The sequence below is a fragment of the Marinobacter sp. NFXS11 genome, from assembly GCF_040148675.1.
Classification (GTDB): Bacteria; Pseudomonadota; Gammaproteobacteria; order Pseudomonadales; family Oleiphilaceae; genus Marinobacter.
This window is the reverse complement of record NZ_JAGDDV010000002.1, coordinates 679,349-697,903: the sequence shown is the minus strand read 5'-3', so window position 1 is coordinate 697,903 and position 18,555 is coordinate 679,349. Positions and strand designations below refer to the sequence as shown.

The 18,555-nt window shown below is 56.0% G+C and carries 14 protein-coding genes; 8 read left to right on the top strand and 6 right to left on the bottom strand.

The features are described 5' to 3' along the window. The first annotated feature begins 231 nt into the window (after window positions 1–231). The 3 genes from J3362_RS12210 (at window position 232) to J3362_RS12200 (ending at window position 4,303) form a co-directional block, all read left to right on the top strand. The gene (locus J3362_RS12210; RefSeq protein ID WP_349520941.1) at window positions 232–1,962 is read left to right on the top strand and encodes an ABC transporter transmembrane domain-containing protein; all 1,731 of its coding nucleotides are present in this window, start codon (window positions 232–234) and stop codon (window positions 1,960–1,962) included. 89 nt (window positions 1,963–2,051) lie between these two features. Continuing rightward, the gene (gene gabT / locus J3362_RS12205) at window positions 2,052–3,329 is read left to right on the top strand and encodes a 4-aminobutyrate--2-oxoglutarate transaminase (protein WP_349520023.1); all 1,278 of its coding nucleotides are present in this window, start codon (window positions 2,052–2,054) and stop codon (window positions 3,327–3,329) included. A 209-nt stretch (window positions 3,330–3,538) separates the two neighbouring features. Continuing rightward, window positions 3,539–4,303, top strand: a complete 765-nt coding sequence (locus tag J3362_RS12200) for a VC0807 family protein (RefSeq protein WP_349520021.1) — start codon at window positions 3,539–3,541, stop codon at window positions 4,301–4,303. Window positions 4,304–4,396: 93 nt separating this feature from the next. Here the strand turns inward: J3362_RS12200 and gyrB are convergent, their stop codons facing one another. The 5 genes from gyrB to dnaA form a co-directional block, all read right to left on the bottom strand. Beyond that, window positions 4,397–6,811: a DNA topoisomerase (ATP-hydrolyzing) subunit B gene (gene gyrB, locus J3362_RS12195; RefSeq protein WP_349520019.1), complete on the bottom strand. Its 2,415-nt coding sequence runs from the start codon at window positions 6,809–6,811 to the stop codon at window positions 4,397–4,399. A 54-nt stretch (window positions 6,812–6,865) separates the two neighbouring features. Next, on the bottom strand, window positions 6,866–7,993 hold the full coding sequence (recF, locus tag J3362_RS12190; protein ID WP_349520018.1) for a DNA replication/repair protein RecF: 1,128 nt from the start codon (window positions 7,991–7,993) through the stop codon (window positions 6,866–6,868). 128 nt (window positions 7,994–8,121) lie between these two features. Further along, on the bottom strand, window positions 8,122–9,393 hold the full coding sequence (locus tag J3362_RS12185) for an ABC1 kinase family protein (RefSeq protein ID WP_349520016.1): 1,272 nt from the start codon (window positions 9,391–9,393) through the stop codon (window positions 8,122–8,124). A gap of 15 nt (window positions 9,394–9,408) precedes the next feature. Then, the gene (dnaN, locus tag J3362_RS12180; protein WP_088826473.1) at window positions 9,409–10,512 is read right to left on the bottom strand and encodes a DNA polymerase III subunit beta; all 1,104 of its coding nucleotides are present in this window, start codon (window positions 10,510–10,512) and stop codon (window positions 9,409–9,411) included. 55 nt (window positions 10,513–10,567) lie between these two features. Continuing rightward, a complete protein-coding gene (gene dnaA / locus J3362_RS12175; protein WP_349520014.1) occupies window positions 10,568–12,022 on the bottom strand; it encodes a chromosomal replication initiator protein DnaA in 1,455 nt (484 codons plus the stop codon). A gap of 645 nt (window positions 12,023–12,667) precedes the next feature. Between dnaA and rpmH the strand changes: the two genes are divergently transcribed. From rpmH to mnmE, 5 genes are all read left to right on the top strand, one after another. Then, the gene (gene rpmH, locus J3362_RS12170) at window positions 12,668–12,802 is read left to right on the top strand and encodes a 50S ribosomal protein L34 (RefSeq protein WP_008172542.1); all 135 of its coding nucleotides are present in this window, start codon (window positions 12,668–12,670) and stop codon (window positions 12,800–12,802) included. 14 nt (window positions 12,803–12,816) lie between these two features. Continuing rightward, window positions 12,817–13,224: a ribonuclease P protein component gene (gene rnpA, locus J3362_RS12165; protein WP_349520013.1), complete on the top strand. Its 408-nt coding sequence runs from the start codon at window positions 12,817–12,819 to the stop codon at window positions 13,222–13,224. Further along, on the top strand, window positions 13,224–13,517 hold the full coding sequence (gene yidD / locus J3362_RS12160; protein ID WP_349520012.1) for a membrane protein insertion efficiency factor YidD: 294 nt from the start codon (window positions 13,224–13,226) through the stop codon (window positions 13,515–13,517). The genes rnpA and yidD overlap by 1 nt, the downstream gene beginning before the upstream one ends. Before the next feature lie 4 nt (window positions 13,518–13,521). Further along, on the top strand, window positions 13,522–15,237 hold the full coding sequence (gene yidC, locus J3362_RS12155) for a membrane protein insertase YidC (RefSeq protein ID WP_349520011.1): 1,716 nt from the start codon (window positions 13,522–13,524) through the stop codon (window positions 15,235–15,237). 72 nt (window positions 15,238–15,309) lie between these two features. After that, window positions 15,310–16,680, top strand: a complete 1,371-nt coding sequence (gene mnmE, locus J3362_RS12150) for a tRNA uridine-5-carboxymethylaminomethyl(34) synthesis GTPase MnmE (RefSeq protein ID WP_349520010.1) — start codon at window positions 15,310–15,312, stop codon at window positions 16,678–16,680. 2 nt (window positions 16,681–16,682) lie between these two features. Here the strand turns inward: mnmE and J3362_RS12145 are convergent, their stop codons facing one another. Continuing rightward, window positions 16,683–18,503, bottom strand: coding sequence for an acyl-CoA dehydrogenase C-terminal domain-containing protein (locus tag J3362_RS12145; protein ID WP_349520009.1), 1,821 nt, complete (start codon window positions 18,501–18,503; stop codon window positions 16,683–16,685). Between the last annotated feature and the right edge of the window lie 52 nt (window positions 18,504–18,555).

Genomic DNA, 18,555 nt, shown 5'->3' with positions numbered 1-18,555 from the left:
GTAGTCGAGCGCACGAGTCGGGATGGCCTGACAGGACACGCTGTAAATACGTCCCTGTACGCTCGGCGAAAGCCATCCCTGGCTTTCGACGGTCCTGTCAGGCCATCCCGCCCCGCACGCTCTTACGTAGCTGTATGATAGGTCTTGTTGCCAGTACAAACCGTATTGGAGTGGAGTCTACAGTAGCCATCACCGTGGAGGCACATCATTAACACTCGTCACCGCAAGGCCCTGAAACTGGTCATCGACTTTATCAGCCCCTATCGCCGGGCCGTCGCCGGTGCCCTGGTGGCTCTGATCTTCACGGCCGGTATCACACTCGGCCTAGGGCAGGGTTTACGTATCCTGGTGGATCAGGGATTAGCCACCGAGTCACCGGCGAATCTAGCCAGGGCCATCGGGCTGTTTTTCATACTGGTATTGGGCCTGGCGTTCGGGTCGTTTGCCCGGTTCTATCTGGTGTCCTGGATCGGCGAGCGGGTGGTGGCGGATATTCGCAAAAAGGTCTTTAACCATCTGATTGATCTTCACCCGGGTTTCTTCGAGCAGAACCGGGCCCTGGAAATCCAGTCGCGGTTTACGGCTGACACCACGGTTCTGCAGTCGGTGATTGGCTCAACGGTATCCATTGCCCTGCGCAATGCCCTGATGCTGGTCGGGGGGTTGCTGCTGCTGTTCATCACCAACGCCAAGCTGGCGAGTATTATTCTGCTGGGCTTTCCGCTGGTGATTGCCCCCATCCTGTTCTTTGGCCGGCGGGTACGGGCGCTGTCCCGGCTCAGTCAGGATCGGGTTGCCGATGTTGGCAGCTACGTGGGCGAAAACCTCACACAGATCAAGACCGTTCAGGCCTTCAACCATCAGCCCCACGACCGCAAGTATTTCTCCGAGGTATCCGAGCGCGCGTTCGAGATCGCTCGCCAGCGTATCCGTCAGCGCGCCTGGTTGACCACACTGGCCATTTCACTGGTGATGGGTGCCGTAGGCATTGTTATCTGGATAGGGGGCCTGGACGTTATTCACGGCCGTATCAGCCCGGGTGAGCTGGCAGCCTTCGTTTTTTACAGTCTTCTAGTGGGCGTTGCTGCCGGTGCCATCAGTGAGGTGATTGGCGAGCTGCAGAGGGCGGCCGGTTCGGCGGCGCGGCTGTTCGAGCTGTTGCAGACCGAGCCGGCGTTTGAGCGTAAAGACACGACGGTAAGCCTTCCGGAGCCCGTTCAAGGTGAGATCGGGATTGATCACCTGAGCTTCAGTTATCCGGGACGTCTGGAACACCCGGCGCTGACAGATCTCTCTCTGACGGTGAAGGCCGGCGAGACACTGGCTCTGGTGGGCCCGTCCGGGGCCGGAAAATCGACCCTGTTCGATCTGCTGCTGCACTTTTACCAGCCAACGGACGGTAAAGTTCTCATCGATGGCATTAACACCGCCGACCTGTCGCTCCATACCCTGCGCCGATGTTTTTCCCTGGTGCCCCAGAATCCCGCCCTGTTCCATGGCACGGTGGCCGACAACATTCGTTACGCCCGGCCTGATGCCAGCCAGCAGGATGTTGAGCAGGCTGCGAGGATCGCCCATGCCCATGATTTCATCCAGAGCCTGCCAAAGGGCTACGAGACGCTGCTAGGGGATGCCGGCTTGGGGCTGTCCGGTGGCCAGAAGCAGCGTCTTGCCATCGCCCGGGCGCTGCTGGCCGATGCGCCAGTACTGTTGCTGGATGAAGCCACCAGTGCACTGGATGCGGAGAGCGAGAACCTGATCCAGCAAGCGATTCCAGCGCTCACTGCCGGGCGCACCACCCTGGTGATTGCCCATCGACTGGCCACGGTCCGGGATGCGGACCGGATTGCCGTTATGGACCAGGGACGCCTGCTGGCAGTGGGCACCCATGATGAATTGATGCGCCATAACGCCCTCTATCAACGCCTGGCAAAACTGCAATTCCGGGATGATGCCGCCTGAGGGCGACAATAGTCGGTTTGTTTCCTGACACCGTACTACTTACACTGTTAGGTGAAACTTTCGAACCTGAACCCAGGGAGAATGGCAAAGTGAGCAATAAAGAATTGCAGGCACTCAAAGAACGCTACGTTGCGGCGGGCGCGGCAAGTCCCAATGAACAATTTGCCGACCATGCAACGAATGCAGAGCTGTGGGATGCAGACGGCAAGCGCATGATCGATTTCGCCGGCGGCATCGGCGTACTGAATGTCGGCCATCGCCACCCGAAGGTGGTGGAAGCGGTCAAGGCACAGCTGGATAAACTGATGCATACCTGCCAGACGGTTATGCCCTATGAGGGCTACGTTAAACTGGCAGAGAAACTCAGCGGGGTGGTACCGGTTCGTGGCCATGCCAAGGTGATGTTGGCCAACTCCGGTGCCGAGGCCCTGGAAAACGCCATGAAGATTGCCCGTGCAGCGACCGGCAAGACCAACGTGATCTGCTTTGACGGCGGTTATCACGGCCGTACCTTCTACACCATGGCGATGAACGGCAAGGCAGCGCCCTACCAGACCGACTTCGGGCCGATGCCAGGAACTGTCTATCGCGCGCCATATCCGGTGCCGTATCACGGCGTCAGCGAAGACGAGGCACTTCGTGGTTTGAAGATGACCATGAAAGCGGACTCGCCGGCCAACAATACGGCTGCCATCGTGATTGAGCCAGTGCTGGGTGAGGGTGGTTTTTACGCGGCGCCAACCAGCTTCCTGAAGGAAATCCGAAAAATCTGCGATGAAAACAACATCCTGATGATTGTGGATGAAGTTCAGAGCGGCTTTGGCCGGACCGGCAAGATGTTTGCCATCGAGCACAGTGGTGTCGAGCCGGACATGATGACCATGGCCAAGAGTATGGCTGACGGTATGCCCATCTCCGCAATTGTCGGTACCGACAAGCACATGGATGCCTCCGGCCCGAACTCCCTGGGCGGCACCTACACAGGTAGCCCGACGGCCTGTGCTGCAGCCCTTGCCGTGTTCGATGTGTTCAAGGAAGAGGACATTCTTGGTAAGGCCCAGGCGCTGGGTGAGAAGCTGAAGCAGCGCTTCAGTCAGTGGCAGGAACAGTTTGCCCATGTCGATAATGTGCGCAACCTCGGCCCCATGGCGGCCTTTGAGCTGGTTGAAAGCAAGGATAGCCATACACCCAAGCCGGAACTCGCAGCGGCGGTAACCAAGAAAGCAAAGGAGAAGGGTCTGATTCTTCTGAGCTGTGGTATGTACGGCAACACCTTGCGGTTCCTGATGCCGGTCACCATCGAAGACGATGTGCTGGAAGAAGGGCTCGCCATTGTGGAAGAGAGCCTCAAGGAAGTGGGTGCCTGATCGGCGCTGACGTTCTTGAGGAAACAGGGAAGCCGGGCATAAGCCCGGCTTTTTTATGCCCGTTTGGAAGGCGTCTATTCAGCTAGTCAGACCACCGCTTCTGTGTACGCGGACGGCGGTTACGTCCGCACTTGGATTCATCGTATACTGCCCGGACTACTCCGGCAGTGCCTTCAGGCCTGCTCCAGTTTCACCAACCAGGCTAGATCATGACGTCTCCGAGCTCCGCCAACGTTCCGGACCACAAGCCAAGGCCCTGGGTCGACTTGCTGGTCAGCATTATCATTCCATCCGTTGTCTTGATGAAGTTCAGTGGCGAAGAACATCTAGGCAGCGTGAACGCACTGGTCATAGGCCTGGCGTTTCCACTGGGCTGGGGTTTGTTCGAACTGATCAAATACCGCAAGAAAAACTTCATTGCGGTACTCGGTCTGGTCAGTGTCGGGCTAACCGGCGGCATTGGCCTGCTTGAGCTGGATGCGGGTTGGTTGGCCATCAAGGAAGCCGCGATTCCGGCGATCATTGGCTTGGCAGTACTGGCTTCCACAAGGACGAAATATCCCCTGGTACGCACCCTCCTGTATAACCCGTCAGTTCTGGATGTGGATAAGATCCACAAGACCCTCGAGGAGCACAACCGGGTCGGGGAGTTCGAGGCCCGCCTGCTGAAGGCCAGTTACTTCTTTGCGGGCACCTTCCTCTTTTCCTCGATCATGAACTACGTCATAGCCAAATGGATCGTGGTCAGCCCGTCTGGTACGGAAGCGTTCAATGAGGAGCTCGGCCGGATGACCCTGGTGAGCTATCCGATGATCGCCATTCCTTCCATGATCATGATGATGCTGATTTTCTATTATCTGTGGCGGACCATTCGACGGCTGACTGGCTACACGCTTGAAGAGGTGATGGCGCCTCATTTGGCTGAGAAAGAGAAGGAACGAAACAAATCCTCGGAATCGACCACGGGGAAATAACAGTTCCCTGGGTTTTCCATTAAGGCCGGACACAAAAAAGCGGCGGAGGTTTAAAGCCTCCGCCGCTTTTTTATTGCGCCGGGACGTTGTGGATCAGATATCCAGATTGGTTACTTCCAGCGCGTTAGTCTGGATAAAGTTGCGACGCGGCTCTACGTCGTCACCCATCAGAGTTGTGAATATCTGGTCGGCGGCAATGGCGTCTTCGATGGTCACTTTCATCATCCGCCGGGTCTCCGGATCCATAGTCGTTTCCCACAACTGTTCCGGGTTCATCTCGCCCAGTCCCTTGTAACGCTGAATGTTCAGACCTCGCTGAGCCTCTTTCATCAGCCAATCCAGAGCGCCCTCAAAAGAAAGAACCGCCTGTTTACGCTCACCCCGTTGGATATAAGCGCCTTCTTCTATGAGACCATCCAGGGTCTCACCCATACGGGCGATCGCCGCGTAAGAGGATGATTCGAAGAAATCATGGCTGAAGACATGGTCGTAGGGGATCCCGTGAACGTAGATGGTCACCTTCGGGAGGTACAGGGCCCGTTCGGTATCCTTGGTTACCGAGAAGGTGTACTTGGTCCCGGTGCGGGTATCCAGGTCCAGGCCGTCACCCAGGCGCGCAACCCAGCGAGCCACGGAAGCTTCTTCCTTCAGGTGCTCGGGCTTGAGCGTGACGTTCTGAAGCATCTGTTCCAGAACCTTGGCCGGGTAGGCACGGGACAGGCGTCCAATCATGTTCATAACAGCCTGGTAGTCCTTCACCATGGTTTCCAGCGCAGAATCCTTGATCGCCGGAGCCTCCGGGTTCACATAAAGCTGGGCGCCTTCCAGAGCGGTCTGTGTGAGGTAGGCTTCTTTGGCCTTCTCGTCCTTCAGGTACTGCTCCTGCTTGCCCCGCTTGACCTTGTAAAGCGGTGGCATGGCGATAAAGACGTGGCCGCGCTCAATGATTTCGCGCATCTGACGGAACAGGAAGGTCAGCAGCAGGGTCCGGATGTGGGAACCGTCGACGTCCGCATCCGTCATGATAATGATTGAGTGGTAACGTAGCTTGTCAGGATTGAATTCTTCCCGGCCGATACCACAACCCAGAGCCGTAATCAGGGTGCCCACTTCCGCAGAGGAGAGCATCTTGTCAAAGCGCGCTTTTTCCACGTTCAGGATCTTGCCCTTCAACGGAAGGATCGCCTGGGTCTTGCGGTCACGGCCCTGTTTGGCGCTGCCGCCGGCCGAGTCACCCTCCACAATGTACAGTTCGGAAAGGGCAGGGTCTTTTTCCTGGCAGTCCGCCAGTTTTCCGGGCAGGCCTGCAATGTCGAGGGCGCCTTTGCGGCGGGTCATGTCTCGCGCCTTACGGGCGGCTTCACGGGCCCGGGCGGCCTCGATCATCTTGTTGACGATGAGCTTGGCTTCGTTGGGCTGTTCCTGCAGATATTCGGCAAAGCTCTGATACAGTTCCTGCTCGACCGCGGTTTTTACCTCGGAGGACACCAGCTTGTCCTTGGTTTGGGAGGAGAACTTCGGGTCCGGAACTTTCACGCTAATGATGGCAGTGAGGCCTTCACGGGCATCGTCACCGGAAGTCGCAACTTTGGCCTTCTTGCCCAGACCTTCATGCTCAATGTAGTTGTTGAGGGAACGGGTCAGAGCCGCCCGGAAACCGGCCAGGTGAGTACCACCATCCCGCTGGGGGATGTTGTTGGTGAAGCAGTAAAGGTTTTCCTGGAAAGCGTCGTTCCATTGCATGGACACTTCCACGGCAATACCGTCTTCCCGCTCACGGTTAAAGTGGAATACCCGGTTAATCGGGGTCTTGTTAGCGTTCAGATGCTCAACAAATGCCCGCAGACCACCTTCATATTGAAAAACTTCTTCCTTACCCGAACGTTCATCGGTCAGACGGATGCGGACGCCACTGTTCAGGAACGCCAGCTCACGAAGGCGTTTGGCAAGGATGTCGTAGTGGAACTCAATGTGAGTGAAGGTTTCCGGCGACGGAATGAAATGGACCTTGGTGCCCGAGGCGTCGGTTTCGCCAACAGCGGCCAGCGGCGCATTGGGCACACCGTGAGTGTAGGTCTGCTCGTATACCTTGTTATCGCGACGGATAGTCAGGGTGAGGGTAGAGGACAATGCGTTGACCACGGATACACCCACACCGTGAAGGCCACCAGACACCTTGTAGGAGTTGTCATCGAACTTACCACCGGCGTGCAGCACGGTCATGATAACTTCGGCCGCGGAAACCCCTTCCTCTTCGTGTAGATCCACCGGGATACCACGGCCGTTATCTTTAACGGTCACCGATTCGTCCGGGTGGATAACCACGCCAATCTCTGAGCAGTAGCCCGCAAGCGCTTCATCGATGGAGTTATCCACCAATTCAAAGACCATGTGGTGCAGGCCGGTGCCATCATCGGTATCGCCGATGTACATGCCTGGCCGCTTTCGCACCGCATCGAGTCCTTTCAAGACTTTGATACTGGAGGAATTGTAGTTCGATTCACTCATTCGGAAACTCCTGAAGCGTGATAGCCCGGGCAGTATTCGCTTTTCGCACCGGTCTTATTCTTCCGTCAATTTGCCATGTTCCACGTGGAACAATCTGTAATCTGGTGTTTTACCGCCTGGCCAGAGCTGTTCCACGAGCGGACGCTCTATAGACGTAATAAACACCTGACAACGTAATGCCTGTAGCCTGCTGGCCAGCATAGCCCGATGCCCTTCATCCAGCTCGGCGTTGATATCGTCAAGCAAAAAGGTCACCTGCTTGCCCATGCCACTCAACACCATGCCTTGGGCAATCTTCATCAAAATCACCAGGGTTTTCTGCTGGCCCCGGGAGAAGGTTTCGGCTACAGGCCTGCCCTGAAACTTCAACCGGATATCGGCGCGGTTGGGACCGTACAACGTGTGACCGACTTTCCGCTCCTGTTCCCGATGGTCTGCAAGTAATTCTGCCAGCGGCCGACTGACATCCCAGCCCGCGTAATACTCGAGCTTTAGACCTTCGGCCCAGGGTACATCTACTTCCCGGACCAGATTTTCAAAAGCCGACTTGAACCGGCCAAAAGTGCCGACACGGGCCTCACTAATGCGTTCACTCAGAGCAGCGTACTGGTGATCCCAGACACGCATTAAAGCTTCGTCTAGTCTACCATTTCTCAGCGTTTGATTCCGCTGTGATGTCACTCTCTGGCATTGTTGCCAGAGAGATCCAAAAGAAGGTTCCACGTGGAACACTAACCAATCGAGGAACTGACGCCGCTTTCCCGGTCCACCCGCCACCACATCAAAAACACCAGGATCGATCACGGATACCGGCAGGTGTTTCGCGAGCGCAGAAAGACTCCTTACCGCCTCACCATCTACCCGTAACACCGTTTCCTTCTGACCAACATCCCGGGATATTCCCAGGCGATGCACCAGATCGGTCTTAATGCCATGGTTGCGTTCACCCAGCCCATGGTCGAGGCCACCAAAAACCGTCAGCCGTTGTTCACCATGACTCACCACTGCCTGGTGTCTGTTCACCCGAAACGAACGGCCTAATCCCAGATAACCGATGGCTTCCAGCACACTTGTTTTACCGCTACCGTTTTCTCCGTAAAGCAGATTAAACGACGATGAAAAGCTGACCGGCGCCGACGACAGGTTGCGGAAGTTCTCAGTCTGGAATTTAACAAGCGCCATAGAAAAGCAGACTCGAAGGGGACGAGGGCAGGAAACAACACAAAACCCTTAAACGAAAAAGGCAGCGTTACCTTCCCGTCGGTAACGCTGCCCTAGTGTACAAAAGCCAATCGCTCAAGGCGACAGCCTCAGTGGAGCATGTTCAACCGTTCGTCCATGAACACGTCCATTTCTGGTGCAAGGATGTGAACATAGCGATCGAAATACAAGAACTGTTTCAGTAGCAAAGCGAATTCCCTTGGAAAATGCAGGCCGTGGCTTTCGCCGATCTTAACCATATCCATCAGGATATGATTCACATCGTCTTCTGCCTGCTCCGCCTCATAGGGAACCTCGTCGGGCACCATTCGATCCATTTGCTGGTACAGCCTTCTCAAATCGCTGGCCAGATCTTCGACCCGAACCGTCTGATGGGTAATACCGATGCGGATCATCGCATCGGCCATTCCTTCGAAATTCCCAACCATAACGGCTGAAATGAAATCGCTCACCGCCTGCCAGGTATCCGGCTTGATACGACCAACAATTCCGAAGTCGATAAAACCAACGCGACCGTCCTTGAGAACCATCAGGTTGCCCGCGTGCACATCCGCGTGGAAAAACTCACATTGGGTCAGACTGGAGAACCAGGTGTTCATGGCCGTAATCAGGGTACGCTCCGGATCACGCGCGTAACCGCGGATGCTTTCCAGATCGGTGAGGGACACACCGTGGAAACGCTCCATGGTCAGAATCCGCCGGGTACTGCAATGTTCGAACACCCTCGGTACTGCCGCATCCTCATTATGGGTTTCGTGCAGAAATTCCCTGAACACCTTCAGGTTGTTCGCTTCCTTGATGAAATCGCATTCTTCCATCATGGTCCGCTGAATTTCCTCGACGATACCGGACATGGACGTCCAGGACAGTTTCGGTGCCAGAGTTTCCAGAATACGGGCAGACAGGTACAGGAAGTTCAGATCTGTTAAAAGAATGTTTTCCACACCCGGCTTCTGAACCTTGATCACAACTTCTTCACCGGAAACCAGACGCGCGGCATGAACCTGGGCAATCGATGCCGACGCCAGGGCCACCGGATCGATTTCCGAATAGACTTCCTCCAGGGGTCGGCCAAGCTCTTCCCGGATAATCCTCTTGATCACACCAAAGGGCAGGTTGGGTGTTCTATCCAGGCAGTGCTGGAATTCCTCGACATACTCCTTCGGGAAAAACGTCGGGGAGCTGGCAATGAACTGTCCCAGCTTGATGTAAGTTGCACCGAGGGATTCAAACGTCTGCCTCAGCAGGCGGGGCGTTGGAGGGCGGTCCCCCCGAAGCCAGTTGACCCCGGTGCGCCCGAGTACCGACACAGTCTGGCCAATCCTGAAGGCGCCTTTGATTCCGTTCGTTACGGTACTCATCAATCTCATCTCCTCCTACAGCCTCATGGGCATGACAACATAGAGGCAACGGTTATCGTTTTGCGCCTCTATCAACGCACTGCTGTTCGGATTCGACAGGGTTATCTTTACCTGGTCTTCATCCAGCGCGTTCATGACATCCACCAGATAGCCTACATTAAAACCAATTTGCAGGGATTCGCCCTGATAGTCCACCGGCAGCGCGTCTTCGGCCTGTTCCTGATCCGGGTTGTTCGCGAATACCTGGAGTTCATTGGATGCCAGGTTCAGGCGCACGCCGCGGATGTTCTCGTGAGACAGGATGCCCGCCCGCTGCAGGGTATTCTTCAACGTGGCGCGGTCCGCCAGAACAACCTTGTCGCCTCCTCGCGGGATAACCCGGTTGTAATCGGGGAATTTCCCTTCGATCAGTTTCGACGTAAAGGTATACGACCCCACCGTCGCCCGCAGATGATTGTCGCCGATGACCAGGGTGACCGGTGTTTCCACATCATCCAGCAACCTGGCCAGCTCAAGGACCCCTTTCCGCGGGACAATCACCTGCCGCAACTCCGGGCAATTGGTCGGCAGCTCCAGATGTGCCATCGCCAGCCGGTGACCATCCGTCGCCACCGTCCGCACATGATCCTTGTCCACTTCCAGCAACAGGCCATTCAGGTAGTAGCGTACGTCCTGCTGAGCCATCGCGAACGCCGTTGCATCAAGCATCCGGCCGAGTTCCTTCTGGGGCAGCTCCAGCCGGAAGCTTTCATCTTCGTCTTCCACGTTGGGGAAGTGCTCCGCCGGCAGTGTGGACAACGTGAAGTGACTGGCGCCACAACGCAGATGCAACCGATCGCCTTCAAGCGACAGTTCCATCGGCGCCTCGTCGCCAAGAGCCCGGGAAATATCGGACAACTTGCGGGCCGGAACGGTAATCCGGCCGGGCTGATCCACATGCACCGGCGTTACCCGTGCCACCAGCTCCACTTCCATATTGGTACCGGTCAGGGTCAGGGTATTGTCTTCGGCCACCAGCAACACGTTGGAAAGCACGGGCATTGTCTGTTTCTTTTCCACCACGCCAGCAATGCTTTGCAGCGGGGTAAGCAGGGATTCACGGCTGATCGTCAGTTTCATGGCACTCAGCTTTCTTTATGTTGGAAGGGTGAATGTTATTCGCCAACGCCCGGCATCAGGTGGTCAGCAGTCTCATAAAATTCTGATAATCCTCGCGGATGCCCGGATCAGTCTCCTGCAATTCCACGATTTTCTTGCACGCATGCAATACGGTGGTATGGTCCCGACCGCCAAAGGCGTCTCCAATCTCCGGCAAGCTGTGATTGGTCAGCTCCTTGGAAAGGGACATGGCAACCTGCCGGGGCCGGGTCACCGTTCGAGTCCGGCGCTTGGAGAGCAAATCGGCTACCTTGATCTTGTAATATTCCGCCACAGTGCGCTGAATGTTGTCGATGCTCACCTGTTTCTCATGCAGCGCCAGCAGGTCTTTCAGGCTCTCCCGGATAAACGGCGGCGTTATTTCCGAGCCGGTGAAGTGAGCATTCGCTATCACCAAACGCAGCGCCCCTTCCAGCTCTCGCACATTCGAGCGAATCTTCTGGGCAATAAAAAAAGCCGCTTCGCTGCTCAGCTTTACGTTGGCCTGATCGGCCTTTTTCATCAGAATAGCGACCCGGGTTTCCAGTTCCGGTGGCTCAACCATCACAGTCAGGCCCCAGCCAAACCGGGATTTGAGCCGCTCTTCCATATCGACAATTTCTTTCGGGAACCGGTCACAGGTCACGATCACCTGCTGACCACCCTCCAGCAGCGCATTAAACGTATGGAAGAATTCTTCCTGGGATCGCTCCTTGCGGGCGAAAAACTGGATGTCGTCGATCAGCAGGGCATCCACCGAACGGTAGTAACGTTTGAATTCATTGATAGCATTCAGCTGCAGCGCCTTAACCATGTCTGCAACAAAGCGTTCCGAGCGAAGGTAGGCGACTTTCGCCTTGGGGTTGCGACGAACAATTTCGTTGCCGATGGCGTGCATCAGGTGTGTTTTACCAAGACCAACACCGCCGTACAGGAACAACGGATTGTAGGCACCACCCGGATTCTCCGCCACCTGCATGGAGGCGGCTCTTGCGAGCTGGTTGGATTTACCTTCGACAAAGGTTTCGAAGGTGAATCCTTCATTGAGAAAACTCTGGTGCTTGATATCGCCTTCAACCTGAACCGACCGTCGCTCACTGCCACTTTTCGGGCGAACCGAAGGCGACCCGACCACCGTGGCGGCCACACCTCTCTCTTCTTCGGTGACCCGGCTACCGGTCTCTTCATGAACCCGACCATTAACCCGGGCAGGTGCCTCCGAGCGTTTGACCGGCTCATCTTCACGGGGTGCCGAACCCACTTTCATATTGACGCGGGGAGCCTGCCCGCCGTTCAGATCCTTGAGCACCTCTTCGATACGCCGCAGGTACTTTTCGTTCACCCAATCCATCACAAAGCGGTTCGGAGCGAACAGCATAAGCTGCCCCTCCCGGAGATCGGACTGCAGGGGCCTGAGCCAGGTATTGAACTGTTGTGCGGGAAACTCGTCCCGGAGTACTTCAAGACATTGATGCCACATACTGTTTGGCACGACAGCCTGCTCCCGATAACCCTGAAATGTCTCTGAACGGACAAGGGACTTCCTGTCCTGTGAGATGACCCCGGATTCTAACCCGGCCGGCCCTTCAGTGAAAGAGCCAAAGCCAGTTCATGAACAGCCTGTGGAAATAAATTTCTATGCATTTCATATTTTTACGAACTTACCTACAACCTTGTGTACAGAAATTTCCTGCAATGAAAGTTACCCACAGCCCTGTGTGTACAGCCCGGGTTCAACCCTGTTAAGAACCCCGGGATGCAACCGGGGATAACTTTGAACCTCGCTTCGAAAAGGACTTACCCACATTTCGCCCTGCCATCGTCCACAGCTCTCAGGGTGCCTTATCAATACCCTTATGAACCGCCCAAAGACATGTTTTCCTAACCTTTTTTTCGCTTATCCACAGAAACCTGCGGTACTAATAACAGTAATAATTAATCCTTAAAAGAATTCTAAACAGACTTACTGAATTTATTACCTGGCATGACAGATTCCGAATTTCGAGCATGCGCATAACCCCCTAGCAATAAGCATTGAATTCCCGCCAGTATTTGCATAGAATGCCGCTCCTGTTTTGGCTGTTCATTTTCCAGCCAGTTACTGAATTTCCAACTTACGAATTGTGAGATCATCACCATGAAAAGAACGTTTCAACCAAGCGTCCTGAAGCGTAAGCGCGTTCACGGTTTCCGTGCCCGTATGGCCACTGCCAACGGTCGCAAGGTTATTTCCCGTCGTCGTGCCAAGGGCCGCGCACGTCTGTCCGCGTAAGCTCTGATTGCCTCATGAAGGCTTTGAGTTTCCCGAAATCACATCGTCTTTTGCGACCTGCTGATTACGGCAAAGTCTTCAACGACGTGCAGCTGAAAGTTCCGCACCGGAATTTTCTGATCCTGGCGACACCGAACAATCTTGGTCACGCCAGGATCGGTTTGATCTTCTCGAAGAAAAACCTGAAGCTTGCAGTCCAGAGAAACCGGGTAAAGCGCCAAATCAGGGAAAGTTTCCGTCACCAGACGGACCTGCCCGGCCTGGATCTTGTGGTTCTGGGACGCCAGGGGCTGGTTTCCCTGGACAACCACTCGGTTCGGTCGTCCATAGATGACCTCTGGCGACGTCTCAGGAAAAAGTACGCTCAATCTCAGCCATCCCGGGCAGCAACATCGGAATCTGCCAATCGAGGAACGGGTTAATGCGCAAGCTTCTGCTTCTGCCCATCCGCTTCTACCAGTATGCAATCAGTCCGCTGATGGCCAGTCACTGCCGCCACTACCCCACCTGCTCACAATACGCCGTTGAAGCCATAAACCATCATGGCGCGCTCAAAGGATTATTTCTCGCAATCCGGCGTCTGTTAAGGTGTCATCCCTGGGCGGAAGGCGGTTATGATCCTGTACCGGGAACGACAAAGCCTCGGGTTTCGGAAACCGCAACAGCCTGCGTACACGCTGATCACTCCCATACAACAACCCAGACCAGACAGTAACTCTATGGATATTCAACGCATCGTATTATTTGCCGGCCTGGCTATTGTCAGTTATCTGATGGTGCTTGCCTGGAATGAGGATTACCATCAGCCGCCCGAGACGGCTCAGGTCGCTGAATCCCAGCCTTCGCAGACCGCTGGCAACATGGGCAATTCGGACAATATGGTGCTTCCGGAAGAGAGCTCCGCTCAGGTTGATGCTGATGGCGAGTTCACAACTCCGGAGACCGGACAGGCTGTCATCAGCTCAACCGAAACCACCACCACGGTCAGCGATCAGTTCGTCACAGTCCGTACAGATGTCTACGACCTGCAGATTGATAGGGTCAGTGGCAACTTGGTAAAAGCCCAGTTGCTCAATTACGACAAATCCCTGAACAGCAAAGCACCACTGACCCTGCTGAACAACACCCAGAATCGCCTGTACGTTCTGGAAAGTGGGCTCATTGGTCGTGATGGTCCGGATAGTCGCAAAAACGGTTCGGCTCCGGTCTACAGTGCTGACGCTGCAAGCTATGAACTGGCGGAAGGCGACAACCAGCTTCAGGTAGATCTGACTTACACCTCCGACAATGGCGTCCAGATCACCAAGCGTTATGAATTTGAACGCAACAGCTACGAAATTGGCGTCAAATATCTGGTTGAAAACCGGTCTAGTGAAGAATGGCAGGCCAATTTCACAGGTAAGATCGTCCGGGACCAGTCCCCGGACCCGACCTCCCAGACCAGCATGGGTATCCAGGCTTTCCTAGGTCTGGTCATCAGCTCCCCAGAAGATCCCTACGAAAAATTTGATTTCGGTGATCTCCAGGAAAACCAGATTAATCAGTCCGTTACCAACGGCTGGCTGGCATTCCTCCAGCACTACTTCCTGTCGGCATGGGTACCAGAGCGCGATATTCCCGCCCAGTACCAGACCACACGCCGCGGCCCGAACTATGTGATGGGCTTTGTCTATCCGGCAACCAGTGTGGCGCCGGGCGAAACCGCCGAGATCGGTGCCCGGGCCTATGTCGGGCCGAAGATCATCGAACGCCTTGAAGGCATGGCTCCGAACCTCGACCGTACCGTTGATTTCGGCTGGCTGTTCTTCATTTCGCTTCCGCTGTTCATCATTCTGGACTGGTTCCATAGCCTGGTTGGCAACTGGGGCGTGTCCATCATCCTGCTGACGGTTCTCGTCAAGGCGGTGTTCTTCCATCTGTCGGCCACCAGCTACAAGTCCATGGCCAAGATGCGTGCGGTGGCGCCACAGCTGACACGACTAAAAGAACTGTATGGCGATGACCGTCAGCGCATGTCCCAGGAAATGATGGCACTGTACAAGCGGGAGAAAATCAATCCGCTTGGTGGCTGTCTGCCAATACTGGTCCAGATGCCCGTGTTCATCTCCCTGTACTGGGTACTGTTTGAAAGTGTCCAGCTTCGCCATGCACCGTTCATGCTGTGGATTCAGGATCTGTCGGTGATGGATCCGTATTTCATCCTGCCAATCCTCATGGGTGCCAGCATGTTTGTACAGATGAGTCTGAACCCGACGCCGCCGGACCCCATGCAGGCCAAGATCATGAAAATGATGCCCTTGATCTTCACGGTCTTCTTCCTGTGGTTCCCGGCAGGTCTGGTACTGTACTGGCTCGTGAACAACATTCTGTCCATTACGCAGCAGTGGTACATTACCCGCAAGATCGAAACAGAAATGGCCGGCAAAAAGCACTAGTACCGGTGCCCGAACCGACCCGGCAAAGGCTCCTCAGTGGGGCCTTTGCTGTTTTCAGCCTGTGGAAAAACCATGAGCCAGAGTTCTGAAACCATCGCAGCCATAGCCACCGCACCCGGACAGGCCGGGGTCGGAATCGTTCGCGTGTCCGGTCCCAAGGCACGGGTTATTGCCAGACAGATGCTGGGGTTTGAGCCTAGACCTCGTTATGCCCATTACGGCCCGTTCCAAGATAGCCGGGGTGAGCTGATTGATGAGGGCATCGGGCTGTTTTTCCCCAACCCCCACTCCTTCACCGGTGAGGATGTCTTGGAGCTTCAGGGCCATGGCGGCACCGTGATTCTCGATCTTCTGCTTCGGGAGGTTTGCAGCCAGGGCGCAAGACTGGCCCGACCGGGCGAGTTTTCCGAACGGGCGTTTCTGAACGACAAACTGGATCTCGCCCAGGCTGAAGCCATTGCCGATCTGATCGAAAGCAGCTCGGAACAGGCGGCACGCTGTGCCGTTCGTTCGATGCAGGGGGTGTTCTCGCGGCAGATCGAGGATCTGGTGGACGCGGTGACCCACCTTCGGATCTATGTTGAGGCAGCGATCGATTTTCCCGAGGAGGAGATCGATTTTCTGGCTGATGGCAAGGTGGCCAGTGATCTTCAAAACCTGCTGGACCGGCTCGAGAAAATTCTGGCGGAAGCCCAGCAGGGGACTATCCTGCGCGATGGTATGAAAGTGGTCATTGGCGGTAGGCCCAATGCCGGCAAATCCAGCCTGCTGAATGCCCTGGCCGGTCGCGAGGCTGCCATTGTTACGGCTATTGAGGGCACAACACGGGATGTCCTGAGGGAACATATACATATTGATGGTATGCCGCTGCACATCATCGACACGGCCGGTCTCCGGGACAGCCCGGATGAAGTGGAACAGATCGGTATTGCCCGGGCCTGGGATGAAATCCGTCAGGCCGATCGCATCCTTCTGATGGTGGATGCCACCACCACCGATAAAACCAGCCCCCATGAAATCTGGCCAGATTTTATTGACCAGTTACCGGCCAACGCACCGGTGACGGTTATTCGCAACAAGGTAGACCTGTCCGGTGAAACAGTAGGGATCAGTGCCGAAGACCACCAGAGCGCGCCGGTCATCCGTTTGGCGGCGAAGTCTGCCGAAGGTCTGGAGATTCTCCGGGACCACCTCAAACAGTGCATGGGGTTTGCCAGTACCACCGAAGGCGGCTTCCTGGCCCGTCGCCGGCACTTGGATGCTCTGGAACGGGCCCAGGCCCTGCTGATCCAGGGCCAGAGCCAGCTCGAGGGATTTGGTGCCGGTGAGCTTCTGGCTGAAGATCTGCGGGCCGCCCAAGACAGCCTGGGCGAGATCACCGGGCACCTCACCCCGGATGAGTTGCTTGGCAAGATTTTCAGCAGCTTCTGTATCGGGAAGTAGACCTACCCCGTAAAGGCCAGATCCTCGGCATCCAGTTGCATCAGGTTTTTGCTGGGGCTGAGCATGCTGCTAGCGTGGCCCTGGGCCCGAGGCAACAACCGCTCGAAATAGAACTCGGTAGTGGCCAGCTTGGCCTGGTAGAAACTGGTCGATTCCGCGCCGCCATTATTGATCTTATCCACAGCTACGACGGCCTGACGCATCCAGATATAAGCCATGGTCACGTAGCCGCTGTACATCAGGAAATCGTAGGATGCGGAACTCACCACATCGCGATCCTTACGAGCCGCGAGCATAATACGGACGGTCAGCAGGTTCCATTGCCCGGTCAGCTTGAGCAGTTCCAGAGCCCAGGGCCGTAGCCGTTTATCGGTGAGATGCTTACGGGCAAAATTGGCAATTTTCAGGGTGAACTCGCGCACCGCCCCACCTTGGGTCATCAGCAATACTTTTCGTCCCAGAAGGTCCAGCGCCTGGATTCCGGTGGTGCCCTCGTACAGGGTGGCGATGCGGGTATCCCGGACAATCTGCTCCATGCCGTGTTCCCGGATGTAACCGTGGCCTCCAAAAACCTGGACTCCCAGGTTGGCCGCTTCGCAGCCGAGTTCGGTGAGAAAGCCCTTCAGAATTGGCGTCAGGAAGCCGAGCTTGTCGTCGTATTTGTCCGCCTTTTTATCGTCGCCTTCGGTGAATCCCTCCACCATGTGATCGGCCAGCCGGGCTGCGTAATACAGCATGGCCCGACCGCCTTCGGCGATGGCCTTCTGGGTTAGCAGCATCCGACGCACATCGGCATGGTGGATCAAACTGTCAGCCACCTGATCCGGTTCTTTCTTGCCGGAAAGTGCCCGCATTGAGCGCCGATCCTTCGCATAGGCCAATGCCCACTGATAGGAAAGCTCAGCCGGCCCGACACCCTGAATTGCGGTGCCAATTCGGGCGGTGTTCATGAAGGTGAACATGCAGTTGAGGCCTTCATTCTCGGGACCAATCAGAAAACCGGTGGCGCCATCGAAATTCAACACACAGGTGGCCGAGGCCTTGATGCCCATTTTCTTTTCCAGACTGCCGCAGACCACCGCGTTGCGTTCGCCCACGCCGCCCTGGCTGTCGGTCAGGAACTTGGGCACGATAAACAGGCTGATACCCCGGGTGCCCTTGGGAGCATCCGGCAGACGGGCCAGTACGATGTGGACGATGTTTTCGGTCAGGTCGTGGTCGCCAGAGGAGATGAAAATCTTGGTTCCGGAGAGCCGGTAACTGCCGTCGGCCTGGGGTTGGGCTTTGGTCTTCACCTGGCCCAGATCCGTGCCGCACTGGGGTTCGGTCAGACACATCGTGCCGGCCCAGCGGCCTTCCGTCAGTGGTGCAAGGTAGGTCTGTTTCTGGTCCTCGGAACCGTGCAGGAAGATAGTGTTCATGGCCCCCAGGGACAGACCGGGATACATGGAGAAGGGCCAGTTCGCGGTGCCCATCATTTCCTGCTTCAGCAATCCCATGGATGCAGGCAGGCCCTGGCCACCGTATTCCTCGGGCGCTGAGAGTCCCTGCCAGCCACCCATGGCGTATTGCTGATAGGCTTCGCGGTAACCGGCGGGTGTGGTGACTTCGCCGTTGTCGAGTTTGCATCCTTCCTCGTCGCCGGAGAGGTAGAGTGGGCTCAGCACTTCTTCACAGAACTTTGCGCACTCGCCGAGTATTGCATCCACGATGTCCGGCGTGGCGTTTTCACCGCTGGCCAGGGTGGCGTAATGGCCCGGGTAGTCGAACACCTCGTTGAGCAGAAATTTCATGTCGCGCAGGGGCGCGTTGTAAACCGGCATAGCGAAATCCTCTGTATCTTTCTCGGAATCTTCGGAGGGCAATCACCCGCCA